Annotated in this window: 18 protein-coding genes; 13 read left to right on the forward strand and 5 right to left on the reverse strand. The window is 67.7% G+C overall.

What is annotated here, in order from left to right; all coding sequences use genetic code 11:
• The first annotated feature begins 31 nt into the window (after nt 1-31).
• Genes ASD42_RS13505 through mnhG form a run of 6 tightly spaced genes read left to right on the forward strand, consistent with a single transcriptional unit; the run spans nt 32 to nt 5,900 of the window.
• Nucleotides 32-2,821 (forward strand): Na+/H+ antiporter subunit A, encoded by a 2,790-nt coding sequence (locus ASD42_RS13505; RefSeq protein WP_056814831.1) that lies wholly within the window; start codon nt 32-34, stop codon nt 2,819-2,821.
• A complete protein-coding gene (locus tag ASD42_RS13510) occupies nt 2,818-3,201 on the forward strand; it encodes a Na(+)/H(+) antiporter subunit C (protein ID WP_056814834.1) in 384 nt (127 codons plus the stop codon). The genes ASD42_RS13505 and ASD42_RS13510 overlap by 4 nt, the downstream gene beginning before the upstream one ends.
• Entirely contained in the window at nt 3,198-4,793 is a 1,596-nt protein-coding gene (locus tag ASD42_RS13515) for a Na+/H+ antiporter subunit D (RefSeq protein ID WP_056814837.1), read from the forward strand. The genes ASD42_RS13510 and ASD42_RS13515 overlap by 4 nt, the downstream gene beginning before the upstream one ends.
• Complete coding sequence (locus ASD42_RS13520) at nt 4,790-5,338, forward strand: Na+/H+ antiporter subunit E (RefSeq protein ID WP_439956207.1); 549 nt, start codon at nt 4,790-4,792, stop codon at nt 5,336-5,338. The genes ASD42_RS13515 and ASD42_RS13520 overlap by 4 nt, the downstream gene beginning before the upstream one ends.
• A 2-nt stretch (nt 5,339-5,340) precedes the next feature.
• Nucleotides 5,341-5,601, forward strand: a complete 261-nt coding sequence (locus ASD42_RS13525; RefSeq protein ID WP_056814838.1) for a monovalent cation/H+ antiporter complex subunit F — start codon at nt 5,341-5,343, stop codon at nt 5,599-5,601.
• Complete coding sequence (gene mnhG, locus ASD42_RS13530) at nt 5,598-5,900, forward strand: monovalent cation/H(+) antiporter subunit G (RefSeq protein ID WP_056814841.1); 303 nt, start codon at nt 5,598-5,600, stop codon at nt 5,898-5,900. Before ASD42_RS13525 ends, mnhG begins: the two co-directional genes overlap by 4 nt.
• Here mnhG and ASD42_RS13535 read toward each other — a convergent pair.
• The 5 genes from ASD42_RS13535 to ASD42_RS13555 all read right to left on the reverse strand — a co-directional run bounded on the left by ASD42_RS13535 (nt 5,897) and on the right by ASD42_RS13555 (nt 10,175).
• The gene (locus tag ASD42_RS13535) at nt 5,897-7,249 is read right to left on the reverse strand and encodes a phosphatase PAP2 family protein (RefSeq protein ID WP_082843587.1); all 1,353 of its coding nucleotides are present in this window, start codon (nt 7,247-7,249) and stop codon (nt 5,897-5,899) included. The two genes, mnhG and ASD42_RS13535, sit on opposite strands and share 4 nt — an antisense overlap.
• A gap of 50 nt (nt 7,250-7,299) precedes the next feature.
• The gene (locus ASD42_RS13540; protein WP_056814844.1) at nt 7,300-8,442 is read right to left on the reverse strand and encodes a glutamate--cysteine ligase; all 1,143 of its coding nucleotides are present in this window, start codon (nt 8,440-8,442) and stop codon (nt 7,300-7,302) included.
• A 12-nt stretch (nt 8,443-8,454) separates the two neighbouring features.
• Complete coding sequence (sodC, locus tag ASD42_RS13545; RefSeq protein WP_056814846.1) at nt 8,455-9,150, reverse strand: superoxide dismutase[Cu-Zn]; 696 nt, start codon at nt 9,148-9,150, stop codon at nt 8,455-8,457.
• Between the two features lie 89 nt (nt 9,151-9,239).
• Nucleotides 9,240-9,797, reverse strand: coding sequence for a LytR C-terminal domain-containing protein (locus ASD42_RS13550; RefSeq protein ID WP_056814849.1), 558 nt, complete (start codon nt 9,795-9,797; stop codon nt 9,240-9,242).
• A 42-nt stretch (nt 9,798-9,839) separates the two neighbouring features.
• Nucleotides 9,840-10,175: a DUF3263 domain-containing protein gene (locus ASD42_RS13555; RefSeq protein ID WP_056814851.1), complete on the reverse strand. Its 336-nt coding sequence runs from the start codon at nt 10,173-10,175 to the stop codon at nt 9,840-9,842.
• Between the two features lie 172 nt (nt 10,176-10,347).
• Between ASD42_RS13555 and ASD42_RS13560 the strand changes: the two genes are divergently transcribed.
• The 7 genes from ASD42_RS13560 (at nt 10,348) to thiC (ending at nt 19,404) form a co-directional block, all read left to right on the forward strand.
• Entirely contained in the window at nt 10,348-10,938 is a 591-nt protein-coding gene (locus ASD42_RS13560) for a peptide deformylase (protein WP_056816275.1), read from the forward strand.
• The gene (locus ASD42_RS13565; protein WP_056814854.1) at nt 10,928-11,887 is read left to right on the forward strand and encodes an N-acetylglutamate synthase, CG3035 family; all 960 of its coding nucleotides are present in this window, start codon (nt 10,928-10,930) and stop codon (nt 11,885-11,887) included. The genes ASD42_RS13560 and ASD42_RS13565 overlap by 11 nt, the downstream gene beginning before the upstream one ends.
• Nucleotides 11,888-11,909: 22 nt before the next feature.
• Nucleotides 11,910-12,719: an exodeoxyribonuclease III gene (locus ASD42_RS13570; protein WP_056814857.1), complete on the forward strand. Its 810-nt coding sequence runs from the start codon at nt 11,910-11,912 to the stop codon at nt 12,717-12,719.
• 73 nt (nt 12,720-12,792) lie between these two features.
• A complete protein-coding gene (locus ASD42_RS13575; protein ID WP_056814860.1) occupies nt 12,793-13,995 on the forward strand; it encodes a homogentisate 1,2-dioxygenase in 1,203 nt (400 codons plus the stop codon).
• A 2-nt stretch (nt 13,996-13,997) separates the two neighbouring features.
• The gene (fahA, locus tag ASD42_RS13580) at nt 13,998-15,170 is read left to right on the forward strand and encodes a fumarylacetoacetase (protein ID WP_156677466.1); all 1,173 of its coding nucleotides are present in this window, start codon (nt 13,998-14,000) and stop codon (nt 15,168-15,170) included.
• 136 nt (nt 15,171-15,306) lie between these two features.
• Nucleotides 15,307-17,562 carry an MMPL family transporter gene (locus tag ASD42_RS13585; protein ID WP_056814866.1) on the forward strand — a complete coding sequence of 752 codons (2,256 nt, stop codon included), beginning with the start codon at nt 15,307-15,309 and terminating at the stop codon, nt 17,560-17,562.
• Between the two features lie 192 nt (nt 17,563-17,754).
• Nucleotides 17,755-19,404: a phosphomethylpyrimidine synthase ThiC gene (gene thiC, locus ASD42_RS13590; protein ID WP_056814870.1), complete on the forward strand. Its 1,650-nt coding sequence runs from the start codon at nt 17,755-17,757 to the stop codon at nt 19,402-19,404.
• Nucleotides 19,405-19,535 lie beyond the last annotated feature (131 nt).

The raw sequence follows: 19,535 nt of genomic DNA on the forward strand, positions 1-19,535 counted from the left end.
CTCGACCGCTACCTACCCGACGGAGGGGGAGTTGCTAGCCGTTCTGCTCGTTCACGCACTGGCCGCCCTGCTGGCACCGCTGTGTGTACGAGTGCTGGGCCGCAACGCTTTCTATCTGCTGGCGCTGGTCCCGCTGGGCAGCCTCGGCTGGGTGATCGCGCACTGGGGAGACACCGTGCGCACGCAGGTGCAGTGGGCGCCGCAGATCTCGATGAACATCGATCTGCGTTTCGATTCCCTCGCCGCGGTGATGTGCACGCTGGTGCTCGGCATCGGCGCGTTGATCCTGGCCTACTGCGGTCGCTACTTCGAGCGTGACGAAGCCCGGCTCGGGGTGTTCGCGGCCGAGCTGACCGGATTCGCGGGCGCCATGTTCGGGCTGGTCACCAGCGACAACATGTTGCTGCTGTACGTGTTCTGGGAAATCACGACGGTGCTGTCGTTCCTGCTCGTCGGCCACTACGCCGAGCGTTCGGTCAGCCGAAGGGCCGCGATCCAGGCGCTGCTGGTGACGGGTGCGGGCGGGCTGGCGATGCTGGTCGGGATCGTGATTCTCGGGCTCCGCTACGACAGTTTCCTGCTCTCGGATGTGCTCGCGGCCGGCGCTGTTCCGTCGGGGAGCGCGGTGTCGGTGGCGATCGGCCTGGTACTGCTCGGGGCGATCAGCAAATCGGCGATCGTGCCGCTGCACTTCTGGTTGCCCGGTGCGATGGCGGCCCCGACGCCGGTGAGCGCGTACCTGCACGCCGCCGCGATGGTGAAAGCCGGTATCTACCTGGTGGCCCGGCTGGCGCCCGCGCTCGCGCAGACACCGCCGTGGCATCTGATGCTCCTGCCGCTCGGCGTCATCACGATGCTGCTCGCCGGGTGGCGGGCGATCCAGGTGCACGATCTGAAGCTGGTGCTCGCGTTCGGCACCGTCAGCCAGCTGGGTCTGATGATCACGATGGTCGGTATCGGCACCCCCGACGCGGCGCTGGCGGGGCTCACGCTGCTGGTGGCGCACGCGCTGTTCAAGGCGTGCCTGTTCATGGTGGTCGGCATCATCGACCACGGCGCGGGCACCAGAGATCTGCGCCGACTCTCCGGGCTGGGGCAGCGTGCGCCGGTGCTGTGCGCGATCGCGGTGCTCGCCGCACTCAGCATGGCCGGACTGCCACCGCTGCTCGGATTCGTCGGCAAGGAATCGGCGCTCGGCGCGCTGTGGTCGGCCGATGTGCTGAGCCCATCGGTGCGATTCGCCCTGCTGGCGGGGGTCACGGTCGGTTCGGCGTTCACCGTGGCGTACAGCATCCGATTCGTCTGGGGCGCCTTCGGAATCACTGCCAATCCCGAGCGCGAGGTCACCTGGCACGCGCCCGGACCGCTGCTGCTCGGTCCGCCCGCGGTGCTCGCGGTGGCCGGGCTGGCGGGCGGCCTCGATACCCAGGCCGTCGATCGATGGCTGAGCCCCTACGCCGCGTCGCTGCCCGGCGTCCTCGACACCCATCTCGCCCTCTGGCACAGCTTCACCGGACCGCTCGCGCTGACGGTGGTCATCGTCGCGGCCGGCGTCGCCCTGTTCCTGATCCGCGGCCGGATCGGTGAACCGGCACACCCGCGCCTCGGCAATGCCGATCGCAACTACGACGCGGCCCTGCGCGCGATGGACCGGCTTTCGTTGCGCATCACCGGAACTGTGCAATCCGGTTCGCTGCCTGCCAGTCAGGCCACCATCCTCGGCACGCTCATCGTGCTGCCGACGGTCATGCTCGCCGTCGGTACGCGCACGGGAGTGCAACTGCGACTGTGGGATTCACCGCTGCAGGCGGCGATCGGCGCGATCATGATCGCGATGGCGTTGGCCGCCACCGTTTTGCGCAACAGGTTGGCCAGCGTGCTCGTGGTCGGAGTGACCGGATACGGCTGCGGCGTGATCTTCGCGCTACATGGTGCCCCTGATCTCGCGTTGACCCAATTCCTGGTCGAGACACTGACTTTGGTCGTCTTCGTGCTCGTGCTGCGGGCGTTCCCCGCGGAGATCGCCGAAAGCCAGGGCACGGCGTTCAAATTCCGCCGGGCGCTGCTGGCCATCGGCGTCGGCATCACCGTCCCCGTGCTCGCCGCGTTCGCCATCGCCGCCAGGCACGGTAACCCGATCTGGCAAGCCATCCCCGACGCGGCCTACCGGATGGGCGGCGGCAAGAACGCGGTCAACGTCCTGCTGGTCGACATCCGGGCCTGGGACACCCTCGGCGAGATCTCGGTGCTCGTCGTCGCCGCGACCGGCGTGGCGTCGCTGGTCTTCCGTAGCCGCCGATTCGGCAGCGCGCCGCGCGCCGTCGACTCACCGAACTACGACCCCGACGCGGTGAGCTGGTTGCCCGCGGCGCGCCTGCTCGACCGGCGCGACCGTTCGATGGTCCTGCAGATCACCACTCGTCTGGTCTTCCCCACCATCATGGTGCTGTCGGTGTACTTCTTCTTCTCCGGCCACAACGCGCCCGGCGGCGGCTTCGCCGGTGGCCTGGTCGCCGGGTTGGCCCTGACCCTGCGCTACCTCGCGGGCGGCCGATACGAACTGGGCGAAGCGCTTCCGGTCGACGCCGGACACCTGCTCGGCACGGGCCTCGCCCTCGCCGCGGGCACCGCCACCGCATCGCTGCTGCTCGGCGCACCCCCACTGTCCTCGGCGATCATCGAGGTGACGCTGCCGCTGCTCGGCCACATCAAACTGGTCACCGCCCTGTTCTTCGACCTCGGCGTCTACCTGGTGGTCGTCGGGCTGGTGCTGGACGTGCTGCGCAGCCTCGGCGCCCGCCTGGACAAGGAGCTCGGATGACCGCGAACCTCGTTCTTCTCATCACGATCGGCGTGCTCACCGCGTGCGGCGTCTACCTGCTGCTCGAGCGGGTGGTGTCGAAGATGCTGCTCGGGATGATCCTGCTCGGCAACGCGGTGAACCTGCTGATCCTCACGATGGGCGGCCCGGACGGGGAACCACCGATCCTCGGCAGCCCCGACACCTCCCCCGACGGCATGGCCGATCCGCTCGCACAGGCGATGGTGCTCACCGCGATCGTGATCACCATGGGCCTGGCGGCTTTCGTGCTCGCGCTGGCCTATCGCGCCTACATGCTGACCACCACCGAAGACGTGACCAACGACCCCGAGGACGCCCAGGTCGCCGCCCGGCGCGAACGGGAGGATCCCGAACAGTGACCCTGTCCCCGGATCTGCTGCCCTCCATCGCCGCACTGCCCGTGCTGGTTCCGCTGCTCGCCGCCGCGGCCACCCTGGTGTTCGGCCGACGCCCGCGCCTGCAGGCGATGATCACGCTGACGGCGCTGTCGGTGGTGCTGGTGATCAGCGGGCTGCTGCTGTACCTCGCCGACCGCGACGGCACCACCGCCGTGCAGGTGGGCGGCTGGCCGACCCCGATCGGCATCACCCTCGTCGTCGACCGGCTCAGCGCCGCCATGCTGCTGGTCTCGGCCTTCGTGCTCCTCGTGGTGTCCATTTACGGTGCGGGACAGAATATCTCCGACGGTGACCAACACCAGCCGACCTCGATCTACCGTCCCACCTATCTGATTCTGACCGCGGGCGTGTCGACCGCGTTCCTGGCCGGTGACCTGTTCAACCTGTTCGTCGGCTTCGAGATCCTGCTCGTCGCCTCGTTCGTGCTGCTCACCGTCGGCGCCACCGAGGAACGGATCCGCACCGGCATCGCCTATGTGATGGTGTCGATGGTGTCGTCGCTGATCTTCCTGATCGGCATCGGCCTCACCTACGCGGCGACGGGCACCCTGAATCTCGCGCAACTGGCCCTGCGCCTGGAAGCGACACCCAGTGGCGTGCGCACCGCCTGCTACGCGGTGCTGCTGGTCGCGTTCGGGATCAAGGCGGCGGTGTTCCCGCTGTCGAGCTGGCTGCCCGACTCCTATCCCACCGCGCCGGCGCCGGTCACCGCGGTGTTCGCGGGTCTGCTCACCAAAGTCGGTGTATACGCGATCATCCGCACCCACACCCTCTGGTTCCCCGACGGCGCGTTCGACGACATCCTGCTGGTGTGCGGGCTGGCGACGATGCTCATCGGCGTCCTGGGCGCCATCGCGCAGACCGATATCCGGCGACTGCTCTCGTTCACGCTGATCAGCCACATCGGCTACATGGTTTTCGGCATCGGCCTCGCCACCACCGCCGGGCTCACCGGCGCGGTGTTCTACGTGGCCCACCACATTCTGGTGCAGACCGCGCTGTTCCTCGCGGTCGGACTGATCGAACGCCAAGCCGGGTCGGTGTCGCTGCGACGGATCGGCGGCCTGGCGGCAGCGAGTCCGCTCCTCGGCGTGCTGTTCCTGCTCCCCGCCCTGAATCTGGGTGGTATCCCGCCGTTCTCGGGATTCATCGGCAAGGTCGCGCTCCTGGAAGCCGGCGCCGCCGACGGCAGCGTCCTGGCCTGGGTGCTGGTCGGGGGTTCGGTGGTCACCAGCCTGCTCACGCTCTACGCGGTGGCGCGGGTTTGGAGCAAAGCGTTCTGGCGACCACGCGAAGAGGCGCCGGAAGGCCATCTCACCGCGGCGAATCTGCCTACCCTGGTGGAGGATTCGACCGATGTGCACTACGAGGACCGCACCGATCCCGGCCGGATGCCGGTACTGATGGTGCTGGCCACCGTGGGGCTCGTCAGCGCCGGGCTCGCGCTCACCGTGTTCGCCGGGCCGATCCTCGGCATCGCCGAACGTGCGGCCGTCGACCTGGACAACCCGTCGGTCTACATCGACTCGGTGCTCGGACCGGAGCAACGATGAGCCGATTCATCCACCGCGACAATGCCCTTCGCCTCGGCGTACTGCTCTGGCTCACCGCCGTCTGGGTCGCGCTCTGGGGGGATTGGAGTCTCGCCAACGCGCTCGCTGGTGTCGTGGTCGCGCTGGTCGTGGTCGTCGCGCTGCCACTGCCGTCGGTCCCGGTCGCCGGGCGCTTCCATCCGCTCTCGTTCCTCGAATTGATCGCTGTCAGCGTCTATTACTCGCTCGAATCGAGCCTGCAGGTGGCCTGGTTCGCGCTGCGGCCCAGCGGGCCGCCGGTTTCGGGCGTGCTGCGCGTGCATCTGGGCATCCAGTCCGATCTGGTGCTGGTGATGTGCACCGACCTGCTCAACCTGATCCCCGGCACCATGGTCCTCGAACTCGATCGTCACCGCTGCGTGGTCTACGTCCATGTGCTCGATGTGGGCAGCGACGAAGCGGTCGCGAAGTTCTACCGCACCACCCGACGTCTGGAACATCTGATGATCAAGGCCTTCGAACGACCGAGCGAACGCCGCCGCGTCGACCCCCCACCGGAGGTGTAACCATGACCGTCGTCGCGATTGTCGCCGCCATCCTGCTCACCGCCGCCGCGGTGATCACCAGCTACCGCGTACTCGCGGGCCCGAGCACCCTCGACCGGGTGGTCGGCATCGATTCGCTGATGGCCATCGCCGCCTCCGGGCTCGCGGTCTGGGCCGCCTACAGCGACGACACCACGGTGATCCCGGCGATCGTGGCGCTCGCGCTCGTCGGTTTCCTCGGCTCGGCCGCGGTCACCCGATTCCGGGTCAGGGACGATCGATGAGCGGCTGGGAGTGGGTATCGGCGGTCCTGATCCTGACCGGCTGCGCACTCGCGTTCACGGCGTCGATCGGCATCGTCCGCTTCCCCGACACCCTCACCCGCATGCACGCGGCCACCAAACCACAGGTGGTCGGCCTCCTACTGGTGCTCGTCGGCACAGGCATCGACATCCGCGACGACATCAATGTCTGGATGCTCGTCCTCACGGGCTTGTTCACGATCATCACGGCCCCGGTCGTCGCCCATCTCATCGGCCGCACCGCCTACCGAGAACAGCGTCACCGCGACGGGTTGTTCTAAACGGCGGGCGTGGCGATGCGTTCGATGGCAGGTTCGGGGGCGGTGGCGAACCAGGTGTTGTGGAAGGCGATGGCCACCGCGGCCAACAGCCCGATGACGATCGCGCCCGCGGCCACCGGATACTCCGCCATCGGCACCGCCAGATAGCGGTAGGACAGCAGCAGCGCCGCGAACACCGCCGTGCCGAAGCCGACCAGCCGGACACGGAACGCGCCCCAGCCCCGCTCGGGCGCGCGCAACGCCGATTCGACGGTCAGGCACAGCACCGCGCCCGCCACCAGGTCGACGCCGTAGTGATAGCCGAACCCCAGCGTCGCGGTCACCGTGGCGGCCAGCCAGAACGCCCCGCCCCAGCGCATCCAGATCGGCGCGCGCGATCCGTCGACATCGCGGCGGGTATGGATGAACAGCGACAGTGCCCACGCGGTGTGCATCGAGGGCATGCAGTTGCGCGGGGTGAATTCGTCGAACGGCAGCGCGGCCGGATTCGAGTCGAGCGGGGGCAGCGCGGTGGGCCAGAAGTTACCCACCTGGAAACCGTGCCCGTCGGCCCCGAACGCGAACATCGGCCCGACTATCGGGAACAGCACATAGAACAGCGGTCCGACCAGACCGAGCACCAGGAAGGTACGCACCAGATAGTGACTCGGCCACTGTCCGGTCGTGACCACCTTGCGTAGCTGCCACACCGCCACCGCGATCGCGGCCACCGGCAGTTCGATGTAGACCCAGTGCAGCACCGCGTACACCTCGGGCCCGAGCACATCCAGCACCCGCCCGACAACCCACGACGGATCACCGAGCGCGTGATCGGCGAGCAGCGCGTACTCGTCGAGCACGGTCGGCCGCAACGCCGAAGTCAGGTGCAACCACACATCGCCGACCTTGGTGGCCAGCACCAGCAGCGCACCGAGCGCCACGGCCTTCAACGCGTCACCGCGCTCACGACCCCGCCAGCGCACCGCCGCGACGACCGCCAGCGCGGCCAGCACGATCGTCGGCCCGTTGCCGACGGTGAACGGCTTGCCGTCGATGAGTCGCAGCGCGACCCACACCGCATCGATCCCGATCGCGGCGGCCAGCGCCATCACCCGGCGGCGCGTGGAGATCCCGACAAGTGCGAGCACGAGCCCGGCCCACGGCACCGACATCGACTTGGGCGTCCCGACGAAGTCACGGGCCAGGCTGGCCAGCGGACCGTCGAACCCGTTGACCGAGGCGACGATCTGCAGTCCGACCAGCAGCGCGAGCACCGCGACGACGGCGACAACGGCGAGTGTGCGTGGTTCACGCAGACGAGAACCGAGGGTGGCACCCCCCGAAACGGCGCGCGGATGTTCGACAAGCATCCAGACATCGTAAACGGCGGGTTAACGCCGACTCCCCGCGCAGCTGAACGCTACTGATCCAGCTCGCGCACCAGCGCGTCGACGACCGCGACCATATCGCCCTGTGTATGCGCGGCGACCCGGCGTTGGCGCTGGTAGGAGGCGCCATGGCGGAGAATGTCGGCTACGGCGGCCAGTTCGTCGGCACAGCCCAGACGCTTCGCGGTCGGCGCGAGCCGGGTGAGCAGGTCCATCAGATCGTCGGTGACCAAACGCTCATTGCTGGCGTCGTCGACGATCACGATCGCGTCGAGTCCGTAGCGCGCGGCCCGCCATTTGTTCTCCTGCACATGCCATGGCGGCAGCGTCGGCAGGTCCTCACCGTTTTCGAGGCGCTGGTCCAGGTCGACGATCAGGCAGTGGATCAGCGCGGCCACCGAAGCCAGTTCTGCCCGGCTGGACAGTCCGTCGCACACCCGCACCTCGATGGTGCCCCACTTGGGCGCGGGCCGGATATCCCAGTGCATGCCGCCGAGTTGTTCGAACACGCCGGTTTTCATCTGGTCGTGGACGAAACCTTCGAACTGACGCCAGTTCTCGAACTGGAACGGCAGTCCGGCGGTCGGCAACTGCTGGAACATCAGCGCCCGGTTGCTCGCGTACCCGGTGTCGTCCCCGGACCACATGGGCGAGGACGCCGACAGCGCCAGCAGATGCGGATACGACAGCAGCAGCGAGTTCAGGATCGGAAAAACCTTGTCCCGGTGCGAAACTCCCACATGCACGTGCACGCCCCAGATGAGCATCTGGCGGCCCCACCACTGGGTACGTTCGATCAGCTCGTCGTAATGCGGTGAGCGCGTGAGCTGTTGGGTCGACCACTGAGCGAAGGGGTGGGTGCCCGCGCAGAACAGGTCGACACCGAGCGGATCGGCCGCGCGCCGCACCGCGTTCATGGTGCCGTGCAGGTCTTCTACCGCGCCGCCGACCGTGTCGTGCACCCCGGTCACCAATTCGACTGTGTTGCGGAGCAATTCCTTGGTGACCTGCTGCGTGCCGTCGTGCGCACGCAGGTCACCGACCGCGTCGAACACCGTCGAGGCGGTGTTGGACAGATCACGCGTCACCTTGTCGACGAGCGCGATCTCCCACTCGATGCCGATGGTCGGCCGGGGCGAACCGCGAAACGAAACCGACTCGAATGCCCCGGCCATGGGTGCGCCTCGCTAACCGACGACGCCGCACGCCACCCGGGCGCCCGCATCACCGGTGTTCAGGGTGGTCTCGTCCGGGCCGGTGCCACCCTCGCGCGTGTAGCGCGGGGGGATGTTGCCGAAGTTGTCGGCGCCGCCGTGGATGATCAGCGCCTTGCCCTTGACGTTGTCGAGGGTGACCGTGTCGGTCCGGGTGACCAGCTTCGCGGAGCCGTCGGCGCCGACCTGCAGCGAGGTGAGGTCACCGCTGGCCGGGTGCGCGGTGGCGCCGCCGACCTGCAGATGCCCGCCTGCCGAGGCGAAGTCGCCCTCGCAGGTGCCGTTCTGGTGGAAGTGCAGACCGTGGAAGCCCGGCGTCAGGCCGCGCGCCTCGACGGTGACGACCAGGTGGCCACCCTCCTGCACGATGGTCGCGGTGCCGACCTCGGCGCCCGCACCGTTCTTGAGCGGGGCCTTCAGGCCGCCTGGCGCGCTACCGTGATCGTCGCTGTGGCCGGGGGCCGCGGTCGCCGACGATGCGGCGTGACCGCCACCGTGGCCTTCGCTTTCACCCGCGGGCGCCGACGAGCTGGTCCACACCGGCGGCGTGGTGCCCTTGACGTCACTCGACTCCTGGCTGTTGGTGCAGGCTGCGAGCCCGAGCGCGGCGACCGCGAGCACCGGGGTCACAATGCGCCAGGACGGGCGACGAGTTGTCGACGTGGCCATCAGGAGACTCCTTATCGGACTGGGGCTATACCGCTCAAGATGATGCCACAGCGGCGACACGGCCTACGGCACCGCGTGCCGCGCCTTGTTCAGCGACCGGTCAGCACGACGACGACACCCGGTGAGGTGTCCCCCGTTTTGGGCGCGACCGTCCCGCCGACCTGCTCGGCGATCGCGGTGGCCGCGGCCTTGTCGCCCGTGCCGCCGCCGTAGTACACCGTGGTGGTGGTGAGGTTCGCGCCGCTGTAGTTGCCGGTGCTCACGTTGGTCCAGCCCGCGGTGGTCAGCTCGCTCGCGGTGCGCGCCGCCAGGCCCGCGACGAGGCTGTTGTTCAGCACCCGCACCGGCACAGCCTGATCCGCCGTACCCGCCGCGGGAGTCGTGCTCGCGGTCGTGGTCGTCGGCGCGACGGTGGTCGTCGTGGTCGAGGCGGCCGCGCTGGTGGTGGTCGGCGCGGACTTGGTGGTGGCCGGTGCCTGCGCGACCGCGCTGGAGGTGGTGGTCTCGGTCTCCGTATCCGAGGCCTGGGCATCGGAGTTCGACAGCGACATCGCACCCAGACCGGCGAAGACGATGGCCAGCGCGATCAACACCATCGCCAGCGCGCGCAACGGCGGGCCGCCGGGAGTGGGGTTCGGGTTGCTCACCCGCCCAACCCTAGCCGCAACGGCGGGTGTGTGGCCCTCATGTCAGACCTGGAAACCGAGTTTGCGAGCGGCACGCGACTTCTGCCTGCTCGCCCGCAGCCTGCGCAGCCGCTTGACCAGCATCGGATCGGCCGCCAGCGCTGCCTCGGAGTCGACGATCGCATTGAGCACCTGGTAGTACCGGGTGGCCGACATGGCGAACAGTTCGCGGATCGCGTCTTCCTTGGCGCCCGCGTATTTCCACCATTTGCGCTCGAAGTCCAGGATGTCGAGTTCGCGGCGGCTCAGACCGGTGCTCTCCTCGGCCGCCGAATCCTGTTCGCCCGCAGTGGGGCCGTCGGAGATCCCGGAGACATCCCGAGCTGCTGCGCCGTCCATCGTGCTCCCTCGCCGAGTATCACGAGATGGGTGAATACCGTCGTCATTCAACCATGGGTTCCCCCGATCCTTCGACCCATGTCACGGCGTGTTGACTGAAGGCCAGTAGGGGTGGCGCGGCCCACAGGGGTCCGCGGATCATCGGCCCACCCGAGCGGCGATAATGGCGAGCATGGCAATTCTCCCGATCGTGATCGTCGGTGACCCCGTTCTCCACAACCCCACCGCGAAGGTGACGGAGACCCCCGCGGAGCTGGCCGAGCTCATCGCGGATATGTACGACACTCTCGAAGAGTCCAAGGGTGTCGGCCTCGCGGCCAATCAGGTCGGCGTCGGCAAGCGCCTGTTCGTCTACGACTGCCCCGACTTCGACGCCACCGGCAACCCCGTTCGCCGCAAGGGCACGGTGGTGAACCCGGTGCTGGAGACCTCGGCGATCCCCGAGACCATGCCCGACCCCGATGACGACGAGGAAGGCTGCCTGTCGGTACCCGGCGAGCAGTTCCCGACCGGTCGCGCGGACTGGGCGAAGGTCACCGGAACCGACGAGAACGGCGAGCCCGTCGAACTCGAGGGCACCGGCTTCTTCGCGCGCATGCTGCAGCACGAGGTGGGTCACCTCGACGGTTTCCTCTACGTCGATGTGCTGATCGGCCGCAATGCCCGCGCCGCCAAGAAAGCGATCAAGCGAAACGGCTGGGGCACACCGGGTCTGAGCTGGATCCCGGGAACCGTTCCTGATCCGTTCGGTCATGACGACTGACATTCCGCTCGGGCGGCGGGTGGTGATGCGGTACCAGCTGCCCGCGGGTTATCCCCAACCGCTCACAGATGTGATCGGCGAACTGGTGTCGCTGGAGCCGCCGGCGGTGCGCACCGCCGACGGTGAGCTGGTGTCGGTGTCCGCCGATCGCGTAGTCGCGTTGAAGGCACTGGGGCCCCGGCCTATTCGCACCAAGGAGATCCGGTCGCTGGAGACCGCGGCGGCCATGGCCTGGCCGGGCAGCGCTCACCTGTGGATCGACGGTTGGCTGGTGCGGGCGGGTAACGGCTACACCGGACGGGCGAATTCGGCTGTCCCGCTGGGCGAGTCGGGTGTGCCCGCGGTGTTGTCGATCGACACCATGCACAAGATCGCGGACTGGTACACGAGTCAGGGATTGCCGCTGCTGCTGCAACTGCCCGACCGGCTCGCCCCTGTCCCGCCGACCTGGAACACCTGGAGCGAGACCGTGGTACTCGGTCTCGACATCGCGAATTTCGTCCTGCCGCAAGGCCCGTCGATGGTCCGGATCACCGACGAGCCCGAGGACGGTTGGCTGCGGACACACCGCTACCGCGGCGAGATCCCCCTCGACCCCGCCGTGCGCGAACCGGACCGGGCCGTGCTCACCTCGGTCCTGGACGGCACCCTCGGCTTCGCCTCACTCGGCCTGCCCGAGCCCCTGGCCATCGGCCGCGGCGCGGTGACCACCGCCCCCGACGGCCGACGCTGGGTTGGCCTCACCTGTGTGGCCGTTGCGACCGCGCACCGCCGCAACGGACTCGGCGCGCTGCTGTGCGCCGAACTGATCCGGTGGGGCGCCGAGCAGGGCGCGAGCCACGCCTACGTCCAGGTAGAGGTGGGAAACTCCGGCGCGCTCGCCCTCTACCGCGAACTCGGCTTCATCGAACACCACGCCTATCGCTACGCCGCCCCCCAGAGTCATTAGTCTCGAAAGGACCGTCACTTCCGTGCGTCTCGCCACTTGGAACGTCAACTCGATCCGCTCCCGCGTCGATCGGGCGATCGCCTTCCTGGACCGCCACGACATCGACGTGCTGGCGTTGCAGGAGACCAAGTGCCGTGACGATCAGTTCCCCTTCGAGCAGTTCGAGGCCGCGGGGTACGAAGTGGCGCACGTGGGCCTCAATCAGTGGAACGGGGTCGCGATCGTGTCGCGGGTCGGGCTCACCGATGTCGAGCTCGCCTTCCCCGATCAGCCCGGCTTCGACAAGGACGCCAGCGATTCGCTGATCGAATCGCCGGTGGTCGAGGCGCGCGCGCTCGGCGCGACCTGCGGCGGGGTGCGGGTGTGGAGTCTCTACGTCCCCAACGGCCGCACGCTCGCCGACCCGCACTACACCTACAAGCTGAACTGGCTCTCGACCCTGCACGCCAAGGCGGCGGGTTGGCTGGCCGAGAACCCACAGGCCGAGATCGCGCTGGTCGGCGACTGGAATATCGCCCCCACCGACGACGATGTCTGGGCGCCGGAGCTGTTCGTGGGCAAGACCCATACCTCCGCCCCCGAGCGCGAGGCGTTCCAGTCCATGCTCGATCTCGGGTTCCGCGATGTGATGCGCCCGTTCGCCCCCGGCCCCGGCGTCTACACCTATTGGGACTACACCCAGCTGCGTTTCCCCCGCAAGGAGGGCATGCGCATCGATTTCATCCTCGCCTCCCCCGCCCTCGCCGACCGGATCAAGGACGCCTCGGTGGACCGCGAGGAACGTAAGGGAAAGGGCGCCAGCGACCACGCGCCGGTGATCGCCGAATTCTGACGGAACTGCCGCGCGTTCTCGGTTACGTTGGAGGTGGAAGTTTCAGCCTGCAACGTAGCGGGAGGTGCGCCTCATGTCGTTTTATCGTCGGGTCGGAACGGTGCCGCCGAAGCGGCATACGCAGCATCGGGATGAGCGCGGCAACCTCTACTACGAAGAGCTGATGGGCGAGGAGGGGTTCTCCGGGGACTCCTCGCTGCTGTATCACCGTGGTCTACCGCCCGCCATCGTCGACGCGACCGTCTGGGAACTGCCCGACCAGACATTGACGCCGAATCATCCACTGCACCACCGACATCTGCGACTACCGCTGCTGTTCCCCGGCGATACGGCCACGACGGTCGACCCGGTGACCGGACGCAGGTTGCTGCTGGCCAACGCCGATGTGCGGATCTCGTACGTGGTCGCCAAGGGCGCGTCACCGCTGTACCGCAATGCCATCGGCGACGAGCTGGTGTACGTGGAATCCGGTGCGGCCGTGGTGGAGAGCGTGTTCGGAATCCTGCCGGTACACCAGGGCGATCAGGTACTCATGCCGCGATCGACCACCCATCGCTGGCTGCCGATGGGCGAGGAACCGTTGCGCGCGTATGTGATCGAGGCGTCGAGCCACATCACCCCGCCCAAACGCTATCTCTCGAAATTCGGTCAGCTGCTGGAGAATGCGCCGTACTGCGAGCGGGACCTGCACGGACCACTCGAATTGCTGCTCGTCGGCGACACCGACGTGGAGGTGCTGGTCAAACATCGTGCGGGCAACGAGGTGATCGGCACCAGGATGACCTACGCGAGGCATCCGTTCGATGTCGTGGGCTGGGATGGCTGCCTGTATCCGTACACCTTCAATATCGCCGATTTCGAACCGTTGACCGGCCGCGTACATCAGCCGCCGCCGGTGCATCAGGCCTTCGAAGCCACCAATTTCGTCATCTGCAATTTCGTACCGCGCAAAGTCGACTATCACCCACTGTCGATTCCGGTGCCGTACTACCACTCGAATGTGGATTCCGACGAGATCATGTTCTATTGCGGCGGAAACTACGGGGCGCGCAAGGGTTCCGGGATCACCCAGGGTTCGGTGTCGGTACATCCGGGCGGCTATGCGCACGGCCCACAACCGGGCGCCTATGAACGCAGCATCGGGGCGGAGTTCTTCGACGAACTGGCGGTGATGGTGGATACGTTCCGGCCGCTGCAACTCGGCGAGGGCGCACTGGCCTGCGAAGATCCGGCGTACGCGTGGACCTGGTCAGGTCGTGGGCCGGGGCTCGGATGAGGGTGCTGCGCGTGGAGGTCGCCGACGATTCCCTGTTCGGGGCGGAGAACATGCCCTACGGCGTTTTCGCACCGCCTGGCGGCGAATTCCGGGTCGGGGCCCGATTGGGCGATGCTGTGCTCGATCTGGCCGCGCTGCTGGACGATTCGGTGTTCGCGCGTCCGAACATGAATGCCTTTCTCGCACAGGGTCATCACCGGTGGCGCGAAGTCCGCGACAGGCTGCGCGAACTCGCCGGCACCGCGCTGCCGGTCGATGCGGTCCACCCCGTGTCCTCGGTACGGATGGCGTTGCCGGTGCGGATCGGCGATTACGTCGACTTCTACGCCAGCATCGACCACGCCACCAACCTCGGCAGGCTCTTCCGCCCGGACAGTGAACCGCTGCTACCGAATTGGCGACACCTACCGGTGGGCTACCACGGCAGGGCGGGCACCGTCGTCGTCTCGGATACACCCGTCATCAGGCCGCGCGGCCAGCGCCGTACAGCCTCCGGCACACCTGATTTCGGACCGTCCGAGCGCCTGGATATCGAGGCCGAATTGGGCTTCGTCGTCGGTACCGGCTCCACGCTCGGCACACCGGTCACCGTCGACGAGTTCACCGAGCACGTCTTCGGCGTCGCCCTGGTCAACGACTGGTCGGCCCGCGATATCCAGGCCTGGGAGTACCAGCCGCTCGGCCCGTTCCTCGGCAAGTCGTTCAGCACGTCGATGTCGGCCTGGATCACGCCCCTTTCCGCGCTGGCGCGGGCACGGGTGCCGCTCCCCGCACAGGATCCCGAGCCGCTGCCGTACCTGCGCGGCACCGACGACCACGGCCTCGATATCGATCTCACGGTCGCCTGGAACGGCGAAGTCGTAGCGCGCCCGCCCTATTCGCGCATGTACTGGTCCCCCGCTCAGATGCTGGCCCACCTCTCCGCCAACGGCGCCTCGATCCGCCCCGGTGACCTCTACGCCTCCGGCACGATTTCCGGACCGGAGCCGTCGCAACGCGGGTCCTTCATCGAATTGTCCTGGGGTGGAACCCAATCCATTACCGTGAACGATCAAGCGCGTACGTTCCTGGCCAACGGTGACCAGGTGACGATCACCGCCACCGCGCCGGGCACCGAGGGGCGGCGAATCGGCCTCGGCGAAGTCGCCGGCCGAATCCTGCCCTCCTCCGGCTAGCCCCAGCGGATCTGTCGCGCGTCCACCCTGGGGCGGAGATGATACTTGACACACCTCCACCCCGAGGCGGTATCGGGCGGAATCGATCGGGGATACGGTGACGGTTCGAACGTTTCCGAACAGAGGGCACCCGACGATGTTGACGAGAATCGCCCGCACCGCCGTTGCCCGACCACGGTTGGTGGTCGCGGTCGCAGTGCTACTGATGGTGTTGTGTGGCGCGATCGGCGCCACGGTGCACTCGCACATGAAATCGGGCGGGTTCGTCACCGCTGATCTCGATTCCGTGCAGGCCAGCCAATACCTGAGCGAGCACTTCCCCGGTAGCGAGCCCAACTACGTCCTCGACATCTCCACCGAGGACGTCGCGAACTCCGCCGCCGCTCGCGAGGCCGCCGACCGTGTAATCGCGGTACTGCGCAGCCACCCCGAGGTGAGCGGGGTGCAGTCGTATTGGACCGCGCGCCCCGATCTCAAACAGGCCATGCTCAGCAAAGATCACAACCACGCGCTGATCCTGGCGAGCATCGAGGGCGACGACGCCGAACTGCCCATTCGGGCCGCGAAGCTGACCGAAGAACTCCAGGTCGACAGCGGTCCGGTCACGATCAAGGCCGGTGGGCTCGCCGCCTCCTTCGCCGATATCAACACCCAGATCAGCAAGGATCTGATCATCGCCGAGGCGATCGCGATCCCGATCACCGGTCTGCTGCTGGCACTGGTGTTCGGCAGCCTCATGGCCGCCGCACTGCCGGTGGCGATCGGGCTGTTCGCCATCGCGGCGTCGCTGGGCATTCTGCGCGTGCTGACCGCCCTCACCGACGTGTCGATCTTCGCGCTGAACATGACCACCGCGCTCGGACTGGCGTTGGCGATCGACTACAGCCTGTTCATCGTCAGCCGGTATCGCGAGGAATTGACCGGGGGCGCGACCCCGATCGCGGCGGTGACCCGCGCGATCCAGACCGCCGGTCGCACGGTCGTGTACTCGGCGCTGGTCGTCGCGCTGTCGCTGTCGGCACTGCTGGTGTTCCCGCAGTACTTCTTCAAGTCCTTCGCCTACGCGGGCATCGCCGTGGTCGCCGCCGCGGCGGCCGCCGCGGTGATCGTGCTGCCCGCCCTGCTCATCCTGGTCGGCGATCGCATCGACGCGGGCGACCTGCGCGCACCGATGCGCCGACTGTTCCGGCTGGCTCCGGGCACGGAGAAGGCGCCGCGTCAGACGTTTTGGTATGGCCTGGTCGTCGGCGTGATGAAGCGGCCGATGTCGATCGCGCTGGCCACCACCGCGTTCCTGCTGCTGCTCGGCTCGCCGTTCCTGGGCGTCCAGTTCGGCTATCCCGACGACCGGTCGCTGCCCACCGAGGTCGCCAGTCGTGAGGTGGGCGACATCCTTCGCACCGAATTCGATGCCGATCTCGCGTCGAGCGCGACCATCGTGCTGCCCGAATTCCGTGGCAGCACAGCCGAACTCGAGACCTACGCCCGCGACCTGTCCAAGGTGCCCGACGTACCGGCCGTCCTCAGCAGCGCGGCGGTGTATCGCAACGGCCTGCGGGTGGCGGCGGGCGTGCCGGAGATGACCGACCCCCAGCACGGCGCCTACCTGTCGGTGGCCACCACGCTCGACCCCTACTCCGACGCGGGCGGCGCCCAGCTCGACACCCTGCGCACCGTGCCCGCCCCGTCGAAAGCCCTGATCACCGGCCCGGCCGCGCTGAACCAGGACTCGGTCAACGCGATCACCGGCAAACTGCCGCTGGCAGGCGCGCTGATCGCGCTCACCACGCTGGTGCTGCTGTTCCTGTTCACCGGCAGCGTGGTGCTGCCGGTGAAGGCGCTGATCCTCAACATCCTGTCGCTGGCGGCGACCTTCGGTGCGATGGTGTGGATCTTCCAGGAAGGCCACCTGTCGGGGCTGCTCGGCTTCACCGCCACCGGCACCCTCAACCTGGCCATGCCCATCCTCATGTTCAGCCTGGCCTTCGGCGCGTCCATGGACTACGAGGTCTTCCTGCTGTCGCGGATTCGCGAGGAATGGCTGGCCGGGCCGAAGACCACCGAGGGCAATACCGAGGCCGTCGCGATGGGCGTGGCCCGCACCGGGCGGATCTTCACCGCCGCCGCGGTACTGATGAGCATCGTGTTCCTCGGCGTCGCCAGCTCGGGTGTGTCGATGATGAAACTGTTCGGCCTCGGCTGCGCGCTCGCGGTGATCAGCGACGCGACGGTGATCCGCGGCCTGCTCGCCCCCGCGCTCATGCGGATGATGGGCACCTGGAACTGGTGGTCGCCGAAGCCGCTCGTGGTGCTGCACAACAAGTTCGGGCTCCATGAGGCCGAGGACAGCACGCACGACGCGCCGAAGCAGCTCGACTCGGCGTCGGTGTAGCGAGCGCTCGCGCGCGACCCGTCCGGCTGTCCCCGGGCGGGTCGCGATCCCCGGCGGGTAACGTCGGCGGGGCAATTCACACCAACGGGGGCTCGCACCAGCGGGCTGAGAGGACGGCTAGCCCCATCGGGCGTTCAGGGCCGTCGACCGTATGAACCTGACCGGGTAATGCCGGCGTAGGGAGGAACAGTCATGGGCACAGCCACGTCTTCCACCGGGGGCACCCCCGTCGACACCGTCACCACGGGGCCGATCCAGGGCAGCGTCAAGCACTACCAAGAGGTCGACGGCCTGCGGATTCCGGTCCGCCGGATCAACCTCACGAACGGCGAACACTTCGACGTGTTCGATACCTCCGGCCCGTACACCGACGACAACGCGGTGATCGACCTCGATGCCGGCCTGCCGAAACTGCGCGACGAATGGGACACCCCCTCCGTCGACGGCCCGCCGACCCAGCTCGCCTGGGCTCGCCAGGGCATCATCACCCCCGAGATGCGGTTCATCGCCGCCCGCGAGGGTGTCTCGCCCGAGCTGGTGCGTGACGAGGTCGCCCTCGGTCGCGCGGTGATCCCGGCCAACCACAACCACCCTGAGCTCGAGCCGACCATCATCGGCAAGAAGTTCCTGGTCAAGATCAATGCCAATATCGGCAACTCGGCGGTGTCGTCGTCGATCGCCGAGGAGGTCGAGAAGATGGTGTGGGCCGCGCGCTGGGGCGCCGACACCATCATGGACCTGTCCACCGGCAAGAACATCCACGAGACCCGCGAGTGGATCCTGCGCAACTCCCCGGTCCCGATCGGCACCGTTCCGATCTATCAGGCGCTGGAGAAGGTGAACGGCGATCCCACCAAGCTCACCTGGGAGATGTACCGCGACACCGTGATCGAGCAGTGCGAGCAGGGCGTCGACTACATGACCGTGCACGCGGGCGTGCTGCTGCGCTACATCCCGCTCACCGCCAAGCGCGTCACCGGCATCGTCTCGCGCGGTGGATCCATCATGGCCGCGTGGTGTCTGGCCCATCACCAGGAATCGTTCCTGTACACGCACTTCCGTGAACTGTGCGAGATCCTGGCGAAGTACGACGTGACCTTCTCCCTCGGAGACGGCCTGCGCCCTGGCTCCATCGCCGACGCCAACGACGAGGCCCAGTTCGCCGAACTCCGGACCCTCGGCGAGCTCACCAAGATCGCGAAATCCTATGGCGTGCAGGTGATGATCGAAGGCCCCGGCCACGTGCCGATGCACAAGATCGTCGAGAACGTGAAGCTCGAGGAAGAGCTCTGCGAAGAGGCGCCGTTCTACACCCTCGGCCCGCTGGCCACCGATATCGCGCCCGCCTACGACCACATCACCTCGGCCATCGGCGCCGCGATCATCGCCCAGGCGGGCACCGCGATGCTCTGCTACGTCACGCCCAAAGAGCACCTCGGTCTGCCCAACCGCGACGACGTCAAGGTCGGCGTGATCACCTACAAGATCGCCGCCCATGCCGCCGACCTCGCCAAGGGACACCCGCACGCCCAGGACCGCGACAACGAATTGTCCAAGGCCCGTTTCGAATTCCGCTGGCACGACCAGTTCGCGCTCTCGCTCGATCCCGACACCGCCCGCGAGTACCACGACGAGACGATGCCCGCCGAGCCCGCCAAGACCGCCCACTTCTGCTCGATGTGCGGTCCGAAGTTCTGCTCGATGCGCATTTCCGCCGACGTGCGCGAATACGCGGAGAAGCAGGGGCTCACCGATGTGGCCGCGATCGAGGCGGGCATGGCCGAGAAGTCCGCCGAGTTCGCCGACCAGGGCAGCAAGGTGTACCTGCCGGTCGTCTCCTGACTCCCCGCACCACCCTCGTCGACGCCCGTCCGATCTCCGCGATCGGGCGGGCGTCGCACGCGCGTGCACCCTGGATTTCGGGGCTTTCGCTCGCCCAGGCGATCGGTAACGTTGGCGATCGTGTCGACCTT

The sequence above is a fragment of the Nocardia sp. Root136 genome (assembly GCF_001427185.1).
Taxonomy (GTDB): Bacteria; Actinomycetota; Actinomycetes; order Mycobacteriales; family Mycobacteriaceae; genus Nocardia; species Nocardia salmonicida.

Excerpts from the sequence above, each read along its gene's own strand:
- ASD42_RS13510 (WP_056814834.1), top strand. The coding sequence starts at position 2,818 with ATGACCGCGAACCTCGTTCTTCTCATCACGATCGGCGTGCTCACCGCG.
- ASD42_RS13520 (WP_439956207.1), top strand. The coding sequence starts at position 4,790 with ATGAGCCGATTCATCCACCGCGACAATGCCCTTCGCCTCGGCGTACTG.
- ASD42_RS13525 (WP_056814838.1), top strand. The coding sequence starts at position 5,341 with ATGACCGTCGTCGCGATTGTCGCCGCCATCCTGCTCACCGCCGCCGCG.
- mnhG (WP_056814841.1), top strand. The coding sequence starts at position 5,598 with ATGAGCGGCTGGGAGTGGGTATCGGCGGTCCTGATCCTGACCGGCTGC.
- ASD42_RS13535 (WP_082843587.1), bottom strand. The coding sequence starts at position 7,249 with ATGCTTGTCGAACATCCGCGCGCCGTTTCGGGGGGTGCCACCCTCGGT.
- ASD42_RS13540 (WP_056814844.1), bottom strand. The coding sequence starts at position 8,442 with ATGGCCGGGGCATTCGAGTCGGTTTCGTTTCGCGGTTCGCCCCGGCCG.
- sodC (WP_056814846.1), bottom strand. The coding sequence starts at position 9,150 with ATGGCCACGTCGACAACTCGTCGCCCGTCCTGGCGCATTGTGACCCCG.
- ASD42_RS13555 (WP_056814851.1), bottom strand. The coding sequence starts at position 10,175 with ATGGACGGCGCAGCAGCTCGGGATGTCTCCGGGATCTCCGACGGCCCC.
- ASD42_RS13560 (WP_056816275.1), top strand. The coding sequence starts at position 10,348 with ATGGCAATTCTCCCGATCGTGATCGTCGGTGACCCCGTTCTCCACAAC.
- ASD42_RS13565 (WP_056814854.1), top strand. The coding sequence starts at position 10,928 with ATGACGACTGACATTCCGCTCGGGCGGCGGGTGGTGATGCGGTACCAG.
- ASD42_RS13575 (WP_056814860.1), top strand. The coding sequence starts at position 12,793 with ATGTCGTTTTATCGTCGGGTCGGAACGGTGCCGCCGAAGCGGCATACG.
- ASD42_RS13585 (WP_056814866.1), top strand. The coding sequence starts at position 15,307 with ATGTTGACGAGAATCGCCCGCACCGCCGTTGCCCGACCACGGTTGGTG.
- thiC (WP_056814870.1), top strand. The coding sequence starts at position 17,755 with ATGGGCACAGCCACGTCTTCCACCGGGGGCACCCCCGTCGACACCGTC.